Raw genomic sequence first — 17,633 nt, 5'->3', positions numbered from 1 at the left:
GGTGCCGGTGCGGCGGGCTCGACGGGTGCGGGTGCCGGTGCGGCGGCCGGTGCGACGGGTGCGGCCGGTGCCGGCTCGGTCTCCGCTGCTGCGTCGGCGGTCGCGGGGTATTCGCCCTCGAGAGCCTGTTCCGCTTCCTGCAGGACGGCCTCGACAGCGGCACCGGACTCGAGTGACAGCAGAGTCGTGTCGGCGGACGGACCGACCTTGTCCGCCAGGACGTAGCGGAACGTGACGACGGTCGTGTCGGCGTACAGGACCTGCCAGAAGTCTGGACGAAGGTCGATCGTGCCGGTGCCCGCGTCGTCGAGGACGATGGTGTCGCCACCGCCGCTGCTGCCGTCGAGGAGCGCTTCGACCGTCGTCCCCGGTGCACCGGTGACCGGCACGCTGTAGTGGATGGTGAAACCGCTGAACCAGATGGTCGCACCGGACCAGGTGGGCGCTTCCGTCGGGTCGACGGGGTCGACAGGATCGACCGGGTCGACCGGGTCGACGGGATCAACCGGGTCCACCGGATCAACCGGGTCCACCGGGTCGACGGGATCAACCGGATCGACCGGGTCGACAGGATCCACCGGGTCGACAGGATCCACCGGGTCGACCGGGTCCACCGGATCGACGGGGGCGGCGGGAGGAATCGGTGGAGCGACGACGGGACCTGCGTCTTCCTGCGGCTGCTCCACCGAGGACTCTTCGACAGGCGGGAGCACAGGCGCTTCGTCCGGCACGGTCTCCGGCTCATCGATGACGATCGGCTCTTCGAGGTTCAACGAGGCGTCAGGCCCGACCTGCGACGTGATCGACGACGGGTCGGCGTCTCCGGCGCTCGGCTGCGAGGTGGCCGGCTCGGCACCGGAGAGCCCGGGGATGATGGTGGCCGCGGCCACGACTCCCGCGACGACCAGCGCCGCAGAACCCGCACCGACGAGTGCGCCGATCCCTGTGAAGGCTCCGCCGGTCGACGATGCCCCGGCCGCGCCGCTGGTGCCACCGGCTGCACCGCCCGACCCGGTGCCGCCACTCGAGGAGGCGATGCCCGTCGCCGCAAGGCCCGTCGGGTCTCCGGCGAACACGGCGCCCGGGATGCTGGAGGGCATGGCCGCCAGAGCGACGATGGGAGTGCCGGCACCCTGCAACGTCGCAAGGTATCCCGCCGCGCCGGTGACGCCCAGCACGAGGGGGAGCAGGACGAGGGCCAGGCGCTTGGAGACGTCTTTGGCCTCGGCGGCGACGATCATGCAGCGAGCGCACTCGTCGAGGTGCAGCTCGAGGCGCTTGTGGTCGCGAGTGCTGAGGTTGCCGCGCGAGTAGGCGCCCAGGTGCTCGATGGTCCACTGGCACTCGGAGCCGTCTTCGGCGCTGCGCAGATGCGCCTGGATCCAGGCCTCGCGGAGTCCCTCGCGAGCGCGGAAGGCCAGCTGCGACACCGCGCCGGACTTCATGCCCAGCAGGTGTCCGACTTCCTGCGGCTTCATCTGCTCGATCTCGGTGTACCAGAGCACCTCCTGCCAGCGGGAGGGAAGGCTGCGGAACGCCTGCGCGGTGAGGCTCCGATCGAGGGCCTCGTTCGCGGCCTGGTCGGTGGTGTCGGGGTCGGCGACCGTGTCGAGCTCGTCGATCGCGGTCTCGCGGCGGGCACGGCCCCACCCTGCGGCAGTGTTGCGGATGCTGGTGAAGAGATAGGCGCGGAACGAGCCGTTGGGGCCCCCGCCCTTGAGGATGGCCTGGTAGATGCGGGTGTACGCCTCCTGCACCAGGTCGTCCGGGTCGATCGACGAGGTGACCGAGCGTGCGACCGCGATGCCGGACGGGTAGTGGCGGCGCCAGAGTTCGCCGAACGCGCCTGTGTCGCCCGAGCGGGCGCGCAGGATCAGGTCGGCGTCACCGATCGGTTCGTCGTGAGTCGTGTTCTCTTCGTGCACAATCATCCATCTGTCGCGGGCGCAGGTACGTCTCTACAAGGTGAGATGCGTGAGGGCGCCGCTCATCACGCGACTTCACCATTCTCTCGCGAATCTCCCAGGTAAGCCACCCTTCTCTGCGAATTCTGAACCGATATGGGGGTTCTGGACAGGCGCGGGTCGCACCGGCTCGGCTCGGGCATCCACGGTCTCTCGAAGTTTTTCTGGAAGTCGCGTAATGAACCCGTGGGGTCGCCGTCTCATCCCATAGAGACAGCCGTACGAACTCCTCCGGGGGGCGGAGTTCAGGTGCTGGTGCGAAGGATGTGCACCGGTCGGGCGGGTCGGGATCCTCGGGGGAGGAGAGCCCGGCCCCCATCTCTGCACACGAGGAATGAGACCGCCGATCTGGGGACCGGCGGTCTCCCCGCGTGGGTCGGTCTTCGGACCGGAAGAACTTCTCGAAGATTTTCGACGAGTCGCGTAATGAATCGGTGGGGATGCCGTCTCATCCCATAGAGACAGCCGTACGAATCCCTCCGGGGGGCGGGATTCAGGCAGCGGTCGGTCGGGATCCTCGGGGGAGGAGAGCCCGGCCACCGGCTCTGAGAGGGGAAACGGGGCCGCCGATCTGGGGAACGGCGGCCCCCCACCCTGAACAGGAACGACCGGAGAGCGCAGGGTTGCGCGTCGCGCGATGCTCTGCCGCCTCTAGGCGAGCAGCCGTGGTCCCGACCACACTCGTGCGACGCGCAGCTCGGCATCCAGCAGCACGGCATCTCCGAGCATGCCGACGGCGAGCCCGCCGAGTTCGGCCGAGCGGCCGATCGCCCGCGCCGGCGTCGCGGTGAGAGCCCGCACCGCTTCTGTGAGCTCCACGCCCGCGGCCACTGCGCGTCGCAGCGCCACGTCCTGAGTGAGGGTCGAACCGGCGATCGAGCCGGTGTCATCCGCTCGGGCCACACCGTTCTCGACCGTGACACCGACCGCTCCGAGGTCGTAGTGGCCGTCCGCGCTTCCGGCCGCGGCCATGGCATCGGTGATGAGCGCCACTCGACCGGGGGCGGAGTCGAAGACGAGCTTGACGACGTGCGGGTCCAGGTGCACGTCGTCGGCGATCGCCTCCAGCACCACCCGATGATCGGCGGCGGCGGCGAGCACCGGTCCGGGAGCGCGATGGTGGATGCCGGGCATGGCGTTGAACGCATGGGTGAGGATCGACGCGCCGGCCTCGAACGCGGCCACGGCCATCGCCGCGTCGGCATCGGTGTGGCCGACGGCTGCCGCGGATCCGGCGGCCACGATCTGTCGGATCGCATCCAGTCCACCCGGGAGCTCGGGAGCGATCGTCACCTGGCGGACCGTGCCGCGGCCGGCGTCGAGCAGGCGCGCGACGTCGGATGCGACCGGATGGCGCAGGAGCGTGGGCTCGTGCGCGCCGTGGTGACCGGGGTCGAGGAAAGGCCCTTCGAGGTGCGAGCCGAGGATGTCCGCGTCGGTCTCGGTCAGGTCCGCGATCGTGGCGACGCTGCGTGCGAGCGCGTCGATCGAGGCCGTCACGAGCGAGACGACCGCTCGGGTGGTGCCGTGCGCGCGGTGGAGATCGCGCCCGGTGCGAATCGCGTCCACCCCGTCATCGAACGATGCACCGGCACCGCCGTGTCCGTGGATGTCGATGAAACCCGGGGTGAGCAGGGCGCCGGAGCCGGCATCCGCCGCCGCATCGACGACCGTATCGGCGGGCGACCAGTCGGTGCCGGTGCCGCGAGCGGTGACGATGCCGTCGTCGATGCGGATCCAGCCGTCTTCGGTGACCTCGCCGCGATCGATGATCCTGGCCGAATGGATGACCAGCGAACCGGTCGCGGAGGAGTGGGTGCTCAACGTTCGCTCCAGGGGATCTCGTCTGCGGGGTGGAAGTCGACCCCCTCAGCCTTCCACAGCGGCGCGAGCGCTCCGACCCGCACCCGGAAGGACTCCCAGACGCGCTCGGGACCGTGCTGCGGCGACCATGCCACCTCCGCCTGGGCGGCTGCGCGGGGGAAGACCAGCTGCTCGACATCGCCGAACGTGCGCGTGGTCTCGGACCACAGCGGCGCCTCGACGCCGAGGATGGCGGCATCCGGCACGTCGAGGACGGCGGTCGGCTCCCACTCGTAGGCTGACCGGACATCGATGATCGCAGCCCACGTCAGTCCGAGGGGGAAGTCCTCGGTGTACTTCATGTCGAGGTAGGTGACGTCCGCTGCGGACATGATCAGTGCGCCACCGCGCTCGACGAAGTGCGCGGCCTCTTCGGCATGGGTGCCCTCCGGGGTCGTCTTGCCCCAGTACTGCCCGACCGTTCCCTCGGCGATGTTCGCCGCGGATCCCATCTCGTGCCACGCGACCGGGGTCTTGCCGGCCCCGACGACGATCGCGGTGGCACGCTCGGCGAACAGGTCGAAATCGGCCTGCGGGGTGCCGAGCGACTCGTCGCCGCCGACGTGGATGTACGGACCCGGGGTCATCTCCGCCAGCTCGCGCACGACGTCGCGCACGAAGTCGTACGTGCGCTCTTCGTGGATGCGCACGCTGGAGTGCCCGACCCCCCAGCCCAGGTAGCTCTCGCCGGCGACCGGCAGCGCCTGGCCGAGGCGTTCCGAATCCGCGATGAGGTTGTCGTTCATGACCGGCTTCTCGACGAGCTCCGGGTAGGCGACGCCGATCGCGTGCGTGTGACCGGGGAGGTCGATCTCGGGGATCACGATCATGTGGCGCGAGGCGGCGTACGCGACGATCTCGCGGTAGTCGTCCTTCGTGTAGAAGCCGCCGGGGTCGCCGTTCGCCGACGTGCCGGCCGACAGCTCGGTGAGCTTTGGCCAGGAGTCGATGTGCACGCGCCACCCCTGGTCGTCGCTGAGGTGCAGGTGCAGGTGGTTGAGCTTGAGCGCGCTCGTGCTGTCGATGAACTTCTTGACGTCGTCGACGCCGAAGAAGTGCCGAGCCACGTCGAGCATCACTCCCCGTCGGGCGAAGCGCGGAGAGTCCGCGACATCGGCTCCGAGGAGCGCCCAGCCGGAGTCGTCCTGACGGAGCAGCTGCAGCAGGGTCTGCACGCCGTAGAACAGTCCGGCCTCATCGGCGCCGACGATGACCGCACGATCGCCGATCTCGAGCGTGTAACCCTCCGGCGCCGACGAGTTCGGGTCGACGAACAGCTCGATCTCGGCGGGGGCCTCGTCGGCGACGGAAAGACGGATGCCTGTGCGGCGCTCGACCGCGTCGATCAACTGGGCGGCGGCGGGGGAGGAGCCGAGCACGCGCGTCGTCGCGGTGACCGGCATCCGCCCTTCTCGTGCGATGGCGGACACGGGCGCGGGCACGAGCGGAAGAGGATGAGGAAGGACCATGAACAAAACGTACCGGTCAGCGCGGTCGAGTGGAATGGGAGAAGTCGAATCGATTCTGCGGCGGGGGGGTCGAAACGTCCGTGTCCGCCGCCTCCGGTATCGGCTATGCTCGTAACCGTCGCGACTGGCGTCTGGGTGGACTACCACCGGGGAGCGACTGACCACGGAATTCGACCGCGCGCCTGGGCCGATTGGAACACCCCTTTCGAATCCGTCGTCAAAGGAGCATGTCACCATGACCGACCGTTACTTCAACGCCCCGCTCGCCGAGGTCGACCCGGAGATCGCCGAGGTCCTCGATCGCGAGCTGAAGCGTCAGCAGACCTTCCTCGAGATGATTGCCTCGGAGAACTTCGTTCCCGTCTCGGTGCTGCAGTCGCAGGGCTCCGTGCTCACGAACAAGTACGCCGAGGGCTACCCCGGTCGCCGCTACTACGGTGGCTGCGAAGAGGTCGACGTGGCGGAGTCCCTCGCGATCGAGCGCGCGAAGAGCCTGTTCGGCGCCGAGTTCGCGAACGTGCAGCCGCACTCCGGTGCATCGGCGAACGCCGCTGTCCTGCACGCGATCGCGCGCCCCGGCGACACTCTGCTCGGCCTTTCGCTCGACCAGGGCGGCCACCTCACGCACGGCATGAAGATCAACTTCTCCGGCCGGCTCTACGACATCGTCGCGTACGGCGTCGACCCCGAGACCTCGACCATCGACATGGCCGAGGTCCGTCGCCTCGCGATCGAGCACAAGCCCAAGGTCATCATCGCCGGCTGGTCGGCCTACCCGCGCACCATGGACTTCGCGGCCTTCCGCGAGATCGCCGATGAGGTCGGCGCACTCCTCTGGGTCGACATGGCGCACTTCGCCGGTCTGGTCGCGGCGGGTCTGCACCCGAACCCGGTTCCTCACGCGCACGTCGTCTCCTCGACCGTGCACAAGACGATCGGCGGCCCGCGCTCCGGCTTCATCCTCACGAACGACGCCGAGCTCGCCAAGAAGATCAACACCGCGGTCTTCCCCGGGCAGCAGGGCGGCCCGCTCATGCACGTGATCGCCGCCAAGGCGACCGCGTTCAAGCTCGCCGGCACCCCGGAGTTCAAGGAGCGTCAGGAGCGCGTGCTGCGCGGTGCGAAGCTCATCGCCGAGCGCCTGTCGCAGCAGGACGTGAAGGATGCCGGCATCGCGGTGCGCTCCGGCGGCACCGACGTGCACCTGGTGCTGGTCGACCTGCGCGACGCCGAGATCGACGGCAAGCAGGCCGAAGACCTGCTGCACGACATCCACATCACCGTGAACCGCAACGCCGTCCCGAACGACCCGCGTCCGCCGATGGTCACCTCGGGTCTGCGCGTCGGCACCCCGGCGCTCGCGACCCGCGGCTTCGGCGACGCGGAGTTCACCGAGGTCGCCGACATCATCGCCCTCGCGCTGCTCCCCGGTGCCGACGTGGAGTCGCTGCGCGCCCGCGTCGACGCTCTCGCTGCCGCGTTCCCGCTCTACCCGGACCTGCAGCAGTAGCCCCGCACCCCGCACCCCGCACCCCGCACTCGCGAGTGCACGGATGCCGCCGAGTGCACGGGATGCTGCCGAGTGCACGGCCTATCGACGTGAACGGGCCGTGCACTCGACGAGAAGCCGTGCACTCGGCGGCGACGGCGGGGGATGTGACGACGCACGACTTGGACGCACGAGGTAAGGAAGAACACATGACGGCGAAGATCCTGGACGGGAAGGCGGCGTCGGCCGCGATCCGTGCTGAACTCACCGAGCGCGTCGCCGCGCTGAAGGAGCGAGGCATCACGCCCGGCATCGCGACGGTGCTCGTGGGCGCCGACCCGGCATCGCAGCTGTACGTGGGGATGAAGCACCGGCAGTCCGAGGCGATCGGGATGAACTCGATCCAGCGCGAGCTGCCGGCGGATGCCACCCAGGCCGAGGTCGAAGCACTGATCGACGAGCTCAACGCCGACCCCGCGTGCCACGGCTACATCGTGCAGCTGCCGCTGCCGAAGCACCTCGACACCGATGCCATCCTCGAGCGGATCGACCCTGCCAAGGATGCCGACGGCCTGCACCCGACCAACCTCGGCCGGCTCGTGCTGAACGTCAACGCCCCTATCCACACGCCGCTGCCCTGCACACCTCGTGGTGTGATCGAGCTGCTGCTGCGCAACGACTACGACCTCAAGGGCAAGCACGTGGTGGTGGTCGGCCGCGGAGTGACGATCGGCCGTTCGATCGGGCTGCTGCTCACCCGCCGCGACCTCAACGCCACGGTCACGCTCACCCACACCGGCACCGTCGACATGCCGCGGTACCTGCGGGAGGCCGACGTGATCGTCGCCGCCGCCGGTGTGAAGCACCTGATCCGCGCCGAAGACGTCAAGCCCGGTGCCGCTGTGCTCGATGTGGGCGTCACCCGCGAGAGCGATCCGGAGACCGGCAAGAGCCTGGTGTTCGGCGACGTCGCGCCCGGAGTCGCGGATGTCGCGGGCTACATCTCACCGAACCCCGGAGGTGTCGGTCCGATGACCGTCGCCCTGCTCATGACGAACGTCGTCGAGGCAGCGGAGCGTCTCGGCTAGCCCCCTCGGGGCACCGCAGATACGCACGACGTCGCAGGAATCGGTGAGATTCCTGCGACGTCGTCGTCTGACTGCGGCGTGAGGCCGGTCAGCCGAGTTCGTCGAGCATCCGGCGCTGCTCGGGCGTGAGACCGTCACTCAGCTCGTCGCGGGCAGCGCGTGTCTCAGGGGACTCCGATGCGGTGGTGGTCGTGGAGGTCGCCGCGGGTGCGGACTTCGAGCGCCCGCCCTTCACACGCGCCTGCACGGAGTCGTAGATCTCCGCGGTCTTGGCCCGCATCCGGTCGTCGATCTGGTCGTAGATCATCCAGCCGAACAGCAGCGCCAGCGGCGGCAGCACGAATGCCCACAAGCCCGAGGCGCGCACACCGCTGAACCACACGGTGAGCACCCAGATGATGAGCTCGACCAGATAGACGAGGACGTACTGGACGATCTTCTCCCCGGTTCTGGTGCGTTCGCCCGCAGACTTCGCGGCGGACCGGCGAAAGGCTCCGGCGAGCAACGGCTTCACGAACAGGGCGGCGAGGGTCAGGATCACCGAGGCCCACAGCGCGTTCCATCCCACGGAGACGCCGGGCAGCAGCAGGCCGATCAGGAGCAGCACTGCGACGTTGAACACGTAGAGCGCGACGAACCGGACGATTCCCTTCTTCATGCGACCAAGAATCCCACAGATCACGTTCGCGCGGCCACGTCGAGCGGCCCTCGCGAGCGGTCAGTTCTGCGCGTGCAGCGTGCTCTCGATGCCGCTGATGCGGGCCTGCTCATCGAACCGGAACGTGGCAGTACCGGAGGAGTCCGACACGGAGGCGCCGGAGAATGCGTCATCTGTCCAGGTGAGCGTCCAGCCGGCGAGCCGCGCGAGATCCCAGACGGCGGTGCGCGCGTCGGGCAGGTCCGCGCCGGTGAGCACCCGGGGGAGGGCGACGACCGCGTCGGCGACGGTGAGCGGTGCGAGCGGCGCGTCGAGCAGGAACACCGCGCGGGTGCCGTTGCCGACGGGGGCTGAGTAGTACGGCGAGCGTCCGGTCAGCTCGACGGCCACCCCGCCGACCGTGTGAGCTGCCTGCGCGATCCACTCGTCGTCACCTGCTCCCTCGGGGAACGGCACCTCCGAGGTCGTCAACTCTGCGATCCTGTGCTCGGTGCCGTATGCGTGCAGCTGAGCGGCCACGCCCTGCGGGTCGCCGCTGGGGTGCGCCCAGGCCCACAGCAGCGAACGGGGTCCCGGCGCGATCGTCGCGATCAGGTGTGCGCGGGTGACGAGCTGCCGCGAGGGGTCGTCGTTCGCCGTGAAGGTGAGCGTCCCCGCAGCCATGTCCGCGTCCCAGCGGTGCTCGCCGAGAGCATCGGCGGCGGCGGCGAGGGCGTCCTGTCGGAGTGCGACGAAGAGGGCGGCACGGTCGGCGAGGGGCTGGAGAGCGGCGAAGGTCATGCCGACAGTCTCGCCGGAAATGCTATGAATCCGCTAGCTCACGGGGATGCGCCGGGTGCTCGAATCGCGCGGATGGTCGGTGCGGAGACCCGGATCGAACCATTCGCGCGATTCGAACGGTTCAGTAGCTCGCGCGCGCCGCCCCGTCCGCGGCGATGAAGCGGGCGGCCAATGCCTCGGACGCTCGGGCGAGCAGGGCGACGTCGGCTCCCACCGCCACGAAGTCCGCGCCCGCGGCGAGGTAGGCGTCGGCGGCGACAGGGTCGAACGCGTTCACGCCGACGGCCTTGCCGGCGGCCTTGACCGCCGCGAAAACCTTCTCGACGGCCGCCGTCACGTCGGGATGGGTCTGCTGACCCAGGAGCCCCATCGATGCGGAGAGGTCGGACGGCCCGACGAAGACGGCATCCACTCCGTCGACCGCGGCGATGTCGGCCGCGGCCTCGACCCCTGCGGCGGTCTCGATCTGCACGGTCAGCGAGACGTGCTGCGCGGACTCCTGCAGGTACCGGTCGACGCGGTTCCACCGGGCGCTCCGGGCGAGGGCGCTTCCCACTCCGCGCACGCCCTCCGGCGGGTAGCGGGTGGCGGCGACGGCGGCGCGGGCCTCGTCGGCGGAGGAGACCATCGGCACGATCAGATTCTGTGCCCCGAGATCGAGGATCTGCTTGATCGCGACCGTGTCATTCGACGGCACGCGCACGAGTGGGGCGATCGGATAGGCGGCGACGGCCTGCAGCTGCTGCAGCACGGAATCGAGCGTGTTCGTCGAGTGCTCCATGTCGATCAGCAGCCAGTCGAGCCCGGACCCTGCGGCGACCTCCGCGAGAATCGGGCTGCCGGAGCACACCCACATGCCCACGAACGGGTGATCGGAGTCCGCGAGCTGTTCGCGGAAGGAGGGGTCTAGACGAAGCGGCATGCAATTGTTCCCATCGGTCCGTAATCGCACAGCACTTCATCGCCACGCGACACCCACATCGGGCGCGTGAACGATCCTGCCAGGATGATCTCCCCGGCTTCGAGACGCGCGCCGTGCTGATGGAACTTGTTCGCGAGCCAGGCCACGCCGGTCGCCGGGTGGCCGAGGACTCCGGCCGCGACCCCGGTCTCCTCGATCTCGCCGTTGCGGGACAGGACACCCGGCACCCAGCGCAGATCGATCTCGTCCGGGCGGCGATGCTCTGTGCCGAGCACCATCGCACCGTAGGCGGCGTTGTCGCTGATCGTGTCGACGATCGTCCGCCCCTCGAGCTCGATGTGGGAGTTGAGCACCTCGAGGGCAGGGACCGCGTAGTCGATCGCCGCGAGGGCGTCGTCCAGCGTGCAGTCCGGCCCCTCGAGCGGGTGCTTCAGGACGAACGCCAGCTCGACCTCGATGCGCACGTTCGAGAAGTGGTCGACCGGGATCTCGGCGCCGGACTCGTACACGGTGTCGTCGAACATCACGCCGTAGTCCGGTTCGGTGATGCCCGTGGCCTGCTGCATCGCCTTGGACGTCAGGCCGATCTTGCGCCCGACGAGCCGGCGACCCGCGGCGAGGTTCTGGTCGCGCCAGACCCCCTGGATCGCGTAGGAGTCCTCGACGGTCGCCTCCGGGTACCGGGCGGTGATGCGCGGGATCACGCTGTGCGTGCGGTCGGCCTCGGCGAGCTCGGCCGCGATCCGCGTGATGGTCTCGTCTGACAGCATCCGTGCCTCCTAGAGCTGGTGGCCGAGCTTGTACTCGCCCTGCTTGTACTCGGGCATGTCCTTGTCGTCATCGGCACGTGTGTACGAGAAACCGTCGGCGCCGATGGTGACGGCCATCTCGCTCGAGTCGGTGCGCGCGACGACGGGCTGCGGGTTGCCGTCGAGGTCGAGCACGAGCGAGGCATCCGTGTACCAGGAGGGGACGACGGGATTCCCCCACCAGTCGCGGCGCTGGTTGTCGTGCACGTCCCAGGTGACCACCGGGTTGTCGGGGTCGCCGGTGTAGTAGTCCTGCGTGTACACCTCGACACGGTGGCCGTCGGGGTCGCGCAGGTAGAGGTAGAACGCGTTCGAGACGCCGTGACGGCCGGGACCGCGCTCGATGGAGTCGGAGCGGCGGAGAGCCCCGAGCTTGTCGCAGATCGCGAGGATGTTGTGCTTCTCATGCGTGGCGAAGCACACGTGGTGCATGCGGGGGCCGTCGCCGCCGGTCATGGCGGTGTCGTGCACGGTGGGCTTGCGGCGCATCCAGGCGGCGTAGACCGTGCCCTCCTCGTCCTGGATGTCTTCCGTGACGCGGAAACCGAGGTCCTGCATGAACCCCACGGCGCGCGGCACATCGGGGGTGACCTGGTTGAAGTGATCGAGGCGCACCAGCTCGCCCGGGATGTGCAGGTCGTAGCGCCACGACATCCGTTCGACGTGCTCGGTGGCGTAGAAGTACTCGTACGGGAAGCCGAGCGGATCGACCACGCGGACGGAGTCGCCGATGCCCTTGACGAACCCGTTCTCGTTCCGGCGCACGTCGCAGCCGAGCTCCGTGTAGAACTCGACGGCGCGGTCGAGGTCTTCGGGCGTGCGTACCCGGTACGAGAACGCGGCGACCGCGGCGAGGGATCCCTTGCGCAGCACCAGGTTGTGGTGGATGAACTCCTCCGTCGAGCGCAGGTAGATCGCCTCGTCGTCCTCCTCGGTCACGTACAGACCCAGGACATCGACGTAGAACTGACGCGACGCCGCGAGGTCGGTGACCACGAGCTCCATGTATGCGCAGCGGAGGATGTCCGGCGGTGTGCTCTTCGGCGTCGCCACGGGGTTCTCGGAGCGGATCGGCGCCTCCTGGGAGACGTAGAAGCCGGAGGAGGTCAGGGTCATGTCTTCGCGGTGTGTCATGTCAGCGTCCTTGCGTGAGGTTCCGGTCGCACTTTCTGTCGCATTCGCGCCGGCGAGGCGACAGCAAGTGCGACCGGAACGAGACAGTGTGGTCAGTTCTTGCCGAAGGTCGGGTTGTGGGCGGGGCCTAGCGTGATGTGCACGCTCTGCTGGTCGGTGTAGAAGTCGATCGAGCGGTACCCGCCCTCATGACCGAGACCCGAGGCTTTGACGCCGCCGAACGGGGTGCGCAGGTCGCGCACGTTGTTGCTGTTCAGCCACACCATGCCCGCCTCGACCGACTGCGCGAAGTTGTGCGCGCGCTTGAGGTCGTTCGTCCAGATGTACGCGGCGAGTCCGTACTTGGTGTTGTTCGCCAGCGACAGCGCCTCCTCGTCGGAGTCGAACGGCGTGATCGCGACGACCGGGCCGAAGATCTCCTCCTGGAAGATCCGGGCGTCGGGGGAGACGTCGGCGAACACGGTCGGCGCGACGAAGTTGCCCTCCTCGAAGCCCTCCGGACGACCGCCGCCGGCGACGAGGCGTCCCTCGGTCTTGCCGATCTCGACGTAGCTCATCACCTTGTCGTAGTGCTCGGGGTGCACGAGCGCGCCGACCTCGGTGGCCGGGTCGTGCGGGTACCCGACCTTGACGCGCTTCGCCTGCGCGGCGTAGCGCTCGACGAACTCCTCGTAGATCGAGCGCTCGACGAGGATGCGGGAACCGGCGGTGCAGCGCTCGCCGTTGAGGGAGAAGACGCCGAAGATCGTAGCGTCGACCGCGGCCTCGAGGTCGGCGTCGGCGAAGACGACCGCGGGCGACTTGCCGCCGAGTTCCATCGACAGGCCTTTGAGGAACGGAGCGGCGTTGCCGAAGATCAACTGTCCCGTCGAGCTCTCGCCCGTGAACGAGATCAGCGGCACGTCGGGGTGCTTCACGAGCGCGTCGCCCGCGTCTTCGCCGAGGCCGTTCACGAGGTTGAAGACGCCCTGGGGGAGCCCTGCCTCTTCGAAGATTCCGGCCCAGAGGGATGCCGAGAGCGGCGTGAACTCGGCGGGCTTGAGCACGACCGTGTTGCCGGTCGCGAGCGCGGGACCGAGCTTCCAGGACTCGAGCATGAACGGCGTGTTCCACGGCGTGATGAGGCCGGCGACACCGATCGGCTTGCGGTTGACGTAGTTCATCTGGCGGCCCGGCACCTTGAAGGCATCATCGGACTGCGCGACGATCAGGTCGGCGAAGAAGCGGAAGTTCTCGGCGGCGCGGCGGGCCTGACCCAGCGCCTGCGTGATCGGGAGCCCCGAGTCGTAGGACTCGAGCTCGGCGAGGCGGGCGTCGCGGGACTCGACGATGTCGGCGATGCGGTGCAGCACGCGAGAGCGCTCGCGCGGGAGCATCCGCGGCCAGGGGCCCTCTTTGAACGCGCGCGTGGCGGCGGCGACGGCGAGTTCGATGTCGGCCTTCTTGCCGGCGGCGGCCGTCGTGTAGGTCTGGTTGGTGACCGGGTCGAGCACGTCGAACGTGTCGCCGTCGACGGAATCGACGAATGCGCCGTCGATGTAGTGCTGGATGTGGTCGGGGAGGTCGGCGGGGATGCGCGAATCGGTCATGAGTCTTCTCCGGTGGTCTGGGCGGAAGTCGTCGGTGCGGAACGGGTGTGCAGCGCGTCGAGGAACGCGTCCATCGTGCGCCAGCGGTGGTTGCGGGCGGCGAGTTCGATCTCGAGCGGGTCGGCGCCGGCTCGGATGAGGTCGAGGATCTCGGTGTGCTCTTCGACCGAGTGCTGGGCGCGTCCGGGGATCGACGCGAACGTCGTGTCGCGGATGCCGGAGAGCCGCGACCAGCCACGGTGCACGAGGTCGAGCAGGTGCGGGTTGGGGCACGGCTCGAACAGCACCGAGTGGAACTGGCGGTTGAGTTCGGTGAAGGCACGCGCGTCGAGGTGGTCGAGCATCTGCGCCATCCGCTCGTTGATGCGGGCGGCTTCGTCGAGGGCGGCCTCATCGAGCAGGGGAGCGGAGAGCGCGGTGGCGCAGCCCTCGACCAGGCCGAGTGTCTGCATCGTGTGCGCGTACTCGCTCTCGTCGACGAGTGTCACCCGTGCTCCGACATTGCGCTCGAACGTCACGAGGCCCTCGGCCTCGAGGCGGCGGATCGCCTCGCGCACGGGGACGACGCTCATCTTGAGGTCTTCGGCGATCGAGCCCAGCACCAGGCGGTAGCCGGGACTGAACATGTGTCCCGTGATGCGCGAGCGGATCCACTCGTACGCGACCTCGGACTTGCTGGTCGTCGTCGTCGTGGTCGTCGCCGTCATCGTTCGCTCCGGCGGGCTGTGGCCTCCTCGTAGCGGGCTCGCCACTCGGCGTTGAGCGGGAACAGGCCGTCGACGGGGTGGCCGGCGGCGACCTGCTCGGCGATCCAGGCGTCTTCGATCTCCTGCGCGACGGCGCTCGCCGCGACCTCGGCGGCCAGGGCAGGGGGGATCACGATCACGCCGTCGCTGTCGCCGACGATGATGTCGCCCGGCTGCACGGTCGCCCCGCCGCAGGAGATCGTGACATCCACGTCCCACGGCACGTGCTTGCGGCCGAGCACCGAGGGGTGGGCGCCCTGCGAGAACACGGGGAGTCCGATCTCGGCGACCGCGTCGAAGTCGCGGACCCCGCCGTCGGTGACGACGCCGGCAGCACCACGGGTTTTCGCGCGGAGGGCGAGGATGTCGCCGAGGGTTCCGGTCGTGGCGTCGCCTCGGGCTTCGATGACGATGATCTCGCCGTCTTCCACCGCGTCGAATGCGCGCTTCTGGGCGTTGTAGCCGCCCCCGTGCGTGGCGAAGAGGTCTTCGCGGAACGGCACGAAGCGCAGCGTCTTCGCGGTGCCGACGATCTTGCGGCCGGGGATGTTCACCGATACCCCGTCGATGAAGCAGGAGTGGTGTCCGCGCTTGCGGAGTTGTGCGGAGAGTCCGGCCGTCGGAGCTTCGAGCAGCTGGGCGCGCAGCTCGGGGGAGAGGCGCGAGGGGTCAGGAATCGCCACGTCGGCAGGGGGGCGCGCGGCATTCTGCGACCCCTCACCGGTAGGGGGCGCGAGCCCGGCGGCCTCGGCCGAGCCCCAGGCCTCGGTGCGCTGCAGGTCGTCGACCGCGGGGAGCGAACCGAGGTCGCCGTCGAACGGAACCTCGCCCTGGGTCACGGTGGTCACGAGGCGGCCCGATGTCGGGGAGCCTGGGGCATCGGGAGCGTCCACCTCGACCTCGACGACATCGCCGGGGACGATGACGGAGGAGCCGGCGGGGGTGCCCGTGAGGATGACATCGCCCGGTTCGAGCGTGAAGTGCTGGGACAGGTCGGCGACGAGCTGCGCGAGGGGGAAGATGAGCCCGGCCGTGGTGTCGTCCTGACGGAGTTCGCCGTTGACCCAGGCGCGGACGCGAAGGGCCGCCGGGTCGACCGTGCGGGCATCGATCAGGTCGGGGCCGAGAGGTGTGTAACCGTCGCCACCCTTGGAGCGGACGTTGGAGCCCTTGTCGTTCGCGCGCAGGTCGTACAGTCCGAGGTCGTTCGAGGCGGTGACCCACCCCACATGAGCCCAGGCCTCGTCGAGCGAGACGCGGCGGGCGGCGGTGCCGATCACGAGCGCGATCTCGCCTTCGAAGGCGAGCAGTTCGGTGCCGGCCGGTCGCTCGACGGTGCCGCCGGAGAAGCCGACGGAACTGGCCGGCTTGAAGAAGTAGGAGGGGGAAGCGGGGCGCCTGCCGCGCTGATCGGCGCGGGACGCATAGCTCAGATGGATCGCGATGATCTTGCCGGGGCGGTCGATGGTATCCGTCACGGGGCGCCTCCTCGCGCTCGTCTGCGTTGTCGTGCAGGACGCCTTGTGCGTCGTATTCGAAATCATATATCATCGGTTCACCCCTCGGCAAGCACTCCGGATCCGCATCCGCTGCACGCCGTGACAATGCGGTCACAACCAAAGGAGACACCCCATGAGCGGGCAGTCACAGGGTGGGTTCACGCCCACCGGAACCATCGCGACAGCGGCCGATCGGCGCCGCGTCGTCTTCGCCACCGTCGTCGGCACCACGGTCGAGTGGTACGACTTCTTCATCTACGCCACGGCGGTCGGGCTGGTGTTCGGCCAGTTGTTCTTCGAGCCGCTCGGTGCGAACAGCGCGCTCGTCGGCTTCGCCACGGTCGGCGTGAGCTTCCTGTTCCGGCCGCTCGGCGCCTTCCTCGCCGGTCACTACGGCGACAAGCTCGGACGCAAGGCCGTGCTGATGTGGACGCTGATCCTGATGGGAGCGGCGACCGCACTGATCGGTCTGCTGCCCACGTACGAGACGATCGGCATCATGGCTCCGATCTTGCTGGTGCTCCTGCGCATCGTCCAGGGCATCTCGGCCGGTGGCGAGTGGGGCGGTGCCGTGCTGATGGCGGTCGAGCACGCTCCGCGCAAGAAGCGCGGCATCTTCGGCGCCTCGCCGCAGATCGGTGTGCCCCTCGGACTGCTGCTCGCGTCCGGTGTGATGGCGCTGATGACCGTGGTGGCTCCCGGCGAGCAGTTCGCCGCCTGGGGCTGGCGTGTGCCGTTCCTCCTCAGCGTGGTGCTGATCCTCATCGGCTACTACGTGCGACGCAAGGTGGAGGAGAGCCCGGTCTTCACCGAGCTCGCCGAGCGCAAGGAGAAGGCGCGGATGCCGATCGCGCAGCTCTTCCGGAAGCACCTGCTGCTCGTGATCGTCGCCGCGTTCGTCTTCGCCGGCAACAACGCGGTCGGCTACATGACCACCGGCGGATACATCCAGGGCTATGCCACCAACCCCGAGGGGCCGATCGGCCTCGAGCGCGGTCCGGTGCTCTGGGCAGTCGCCGGTTCCGCGGTCACCTGGCTGCTCACGACGCTGCTCGCCGGGTGGATCTCGGACCGGATCGGTCGCCGAACGACCTACATCATCGGCTGGGTCATGCAGCTCGTCGGAGTGTTCACGCTGTTCCCTCTCGTGAACACGGGCGAGATCGGCCTGCTGTTCGCCGGGCTTGCGATCCTGACCATCGGCCTCGGCTTCACCTACGGCCCGCAGGCGGCGCTCTACGCCGAGCTGTTCCCCGCGAGCATCCGGTTCTCGGGAGTCTCGATCTCGTACGCGATCGGTGCCATCGCGGGTGGGGCCTTCGCGCCGACGATCGCCACGGCCATCGTGAGTGCCACGGGCTCGACCGACGCGGTCACCTGGTACCTCGCCGGGATGACGGTGCTCGGCCTGATCGCCACGCTCCTGCTGCGCGACCGCTCGGGCATCCCGCTCGGTCCGGACCACGAGGAAGAGCAGTCGGTCAGCCCGATCCGTGGCCTCGCTAAGGTCTGATTCCTTCCGCGCGCTGACCTCGCTCCCGTCGCACTTCCTGTCGCTCTCCGTTGCGGGGACCGACGGAGAGCGCGACGGGAGCGTTCTGCAGTGCGGGGGGGGGGGGGGGG

Annotated in this window: 14 protein-coding genes and 1 riboswitch; of the genes, 3 read left to right on the top strand and 11 right to left on the bottom strand. The window is 69.0% G+C overall.

The annotated features are described in order from the left end of the window. From DW298_RS00380 to DW298_RS00370, 3 genes are all read right to left on the bottom strand, one after another. On the bottom strand, positions 1–1,925 hold a 1,925-nt coding region (locus tag DW298_RS00380), incomplete at its 3' end, for a sigma-70 family RNA polymerase sigma factor (protein ID WP_205820189.1). A gap of 690 nt (positions 1,926–2,615) precedes the next feature. After that, positions 2,616–3,788, bottom strand: coding sequence for an amidohydrolase family protein (locus tag DW298_RS00375; RefSeq protein ID WP_136040521.1), 1,173 nt, complete (start codon positions 3,786–3,788; stop codon positions 2,616–2,618). Further along, positions 3,785–5,296 carry a family 20 glycosylhydrolase gene (locus DW298_RS00370; protein ID WP_136040520.1) on the bottom strand — a complete coding sequence of 504 codons (1,512 nt, stop codon included), beginning with the start codon at positions 5,294–5,296 and terminating at the stop codon, positions 3,785–3,787. The genes DW298_RS00375 and DW298_RS00370 overlap by 4 nt, the downstream gene beginning before the upstream one ends. A gap of 110 nt (positions 5,297–5,406) precedes the next feature. Further along, positions 5,407–5,491, top strand: a riboswitch (ZMP/ZTP riboswitch). A gap of 40 nt (positions 5,492–5,531) precedes the next feature. On the opposite strand from DW298_RS00370, the gene glyA reads away from it, so the two are divergent. Further along, complete coding sequence (gene glyA, locus DW298_RS00365) at positions 5,532–6,806, top strand: serine hydroxymethyltransferase (RefSeq protein WP_136040519.1); 1,275 nt, start codon at positions 5,532–5,534, stop codon at positions 6,804–6,806. 188 nt (positions 6,807–6,994) lie between these two features. Next, a complete protein-coding gene (locus DW298_RS00360) occupies positions 6,995–7,873 on the top strand; it encodes a bifunctional methylenetetrahydrofolate dehydrogenase/methenyltetrahydrofolate cyclohydrolase (RefSeq protein WP_136040518.1) in 879 nt (292 codons plus the stop codon). Between the two features lie 88 nt (positions 7,874–7,961). On the opposite strand, the gene DW298_RS00355 is transcribed toward DW298_RS00360, so the two are convergent. The 8 genes from DW298_RS00355 to DW298_RS00320 all read right to left on the bottom strand — a co-directional run bounded on the left by DW298_RS00355 (position 7,962) and on the right by DW298_RS00320 (position 16,055). Further along, on the bottom strand, positions 7,962–8,531 hold the full coding sequence (locus DW298_RS00355; RefSeq protein ID WP_136040517.1) for a hypothetical protein: 570 nt from the start codon (positions 8,529–8,531) through the stop codon (positions 7,962–7,964). 60 nt (positions 8,532–8,591) lie between these two features. Continuing rightward, on the bottom strand, positions 8,592–9,311 hold the full coding sequence (locus DW298_RS00350) for a DUF6882 domain-containing protein (RefSeq protein ID WP_136040516.1): 720 nt from the start codon (positions 9,309–9,311) through the stop codon (positions 8,592–8,594). A 121-nt stretch (positions 9,312–9,432) separates the two neighbouring features. Then, on the bottom strand, positions 9,433–10,233 hold the full coding sequence (locus DW298_RS00345; protein WP_136040515.1) for an aldolase/citrate lyase family protein: 801 nt from the start codon (positions 10,231–10,233) through the stop codon (positions 9,433–9,435). After that, entirely contained in the window at positions 10,218–11,003 is a 786-nt protein-coding gene (locus tag DW298_RS00340; protein WP_136040514.1) for a fumarylacetoacetate hydrolase family protein, read from the bottom strand. Before DW298_RS00340 ends, DW298_RS00345 begins: the two co-directional genes overlap by 16 nt. A 9-nt stretch (positions 11,004–11,012) precedes the next feature. Next, positions 11,013–12,176, bottom strand: a complete 1,164-nt coding sequence (gene hpaD, locus DW298_RS00335; RefSeq protein ID WP_136040513.1) for a 3,4-dihydroxyphenylacetate 2,3-dioxygenase — start codon at positions 12,174–12,176, stop codon at positions 11,013–11,015. Between the two features lie 92 nt (positions 12,177–12,268). Further along, positions 12,269–13,765: a 5-carboxymethyl-2-hydroxymuconate semialdehyde dehydrogenase gene (hpaE, locus tag DW298_RS00330; protein ID WP_136040512.1), complete on the bottom strand. Its 1,497-nt coding sequence runs from the start codon at positions 13,763–13,765 to the stop codon at positions 12,269–12,271. Next, the gene (locus DW298_RS00325; protein WP_136040511.1) at positions 13,762–14,472 is read right to left on the bottom strand and encodes a GntR family transcriptional regulator; all 711 of its coding nucleotides are present in this window, start codon (positions 14,470–14,472) and stop codon (positions 13,762–13,764) included. Before DW298_RS00325 ends, hpaE begins: the two co-directional genes overlap by 4 nt. Continuing rightward, the gene (locus DW298_RS00320; RefSeq protein WP_275087543.1) at positions 14,469–16,055 is read right to left on the bottom strand and encodes a fumarylacetoacetate hydrolase family protein; all 1,587 of its coding nucleotides are present in this window, start codon (positions 16,053–16,055) and stop codon (positions 14,469–14,471) included. Before DW298_RS00320 ends, DW298_RS00325 begins: the two co-directional genes overlap by 4 nt. A gap of 88 nt (positions 16,056–16,143) precedes the next feature. Here DW298_RS00320 and DW298_RS00315 point away from each other — a divergent pair, with 88 nt between their 5' ends. After that, positions 16,144–17,523 (top strand): MFS transporter, encoded by a 1,380-nt coding sequence (locus DW298_RS00315; protein WP_136040509.1) that lies wholly within the window; start codon positions 16,144–16,146, stop codon positions 17,521–17,523. Positions 17,524–17,633 lie beyond the last annotated feature (110 nt).

It is taken from the genome of Microbacterium sp. A20 (assembly GCF_004794515.1).
In the GTDB taxonomy this organism is placed as follows: Bacteria; Actinomycetota; Actinomycetes; order Actinomycetales; family Microbacteriaceae; genus Microbacterium.
This window is presented reverse-complemented; position numbering and strand designations above follow the sequence as displayed.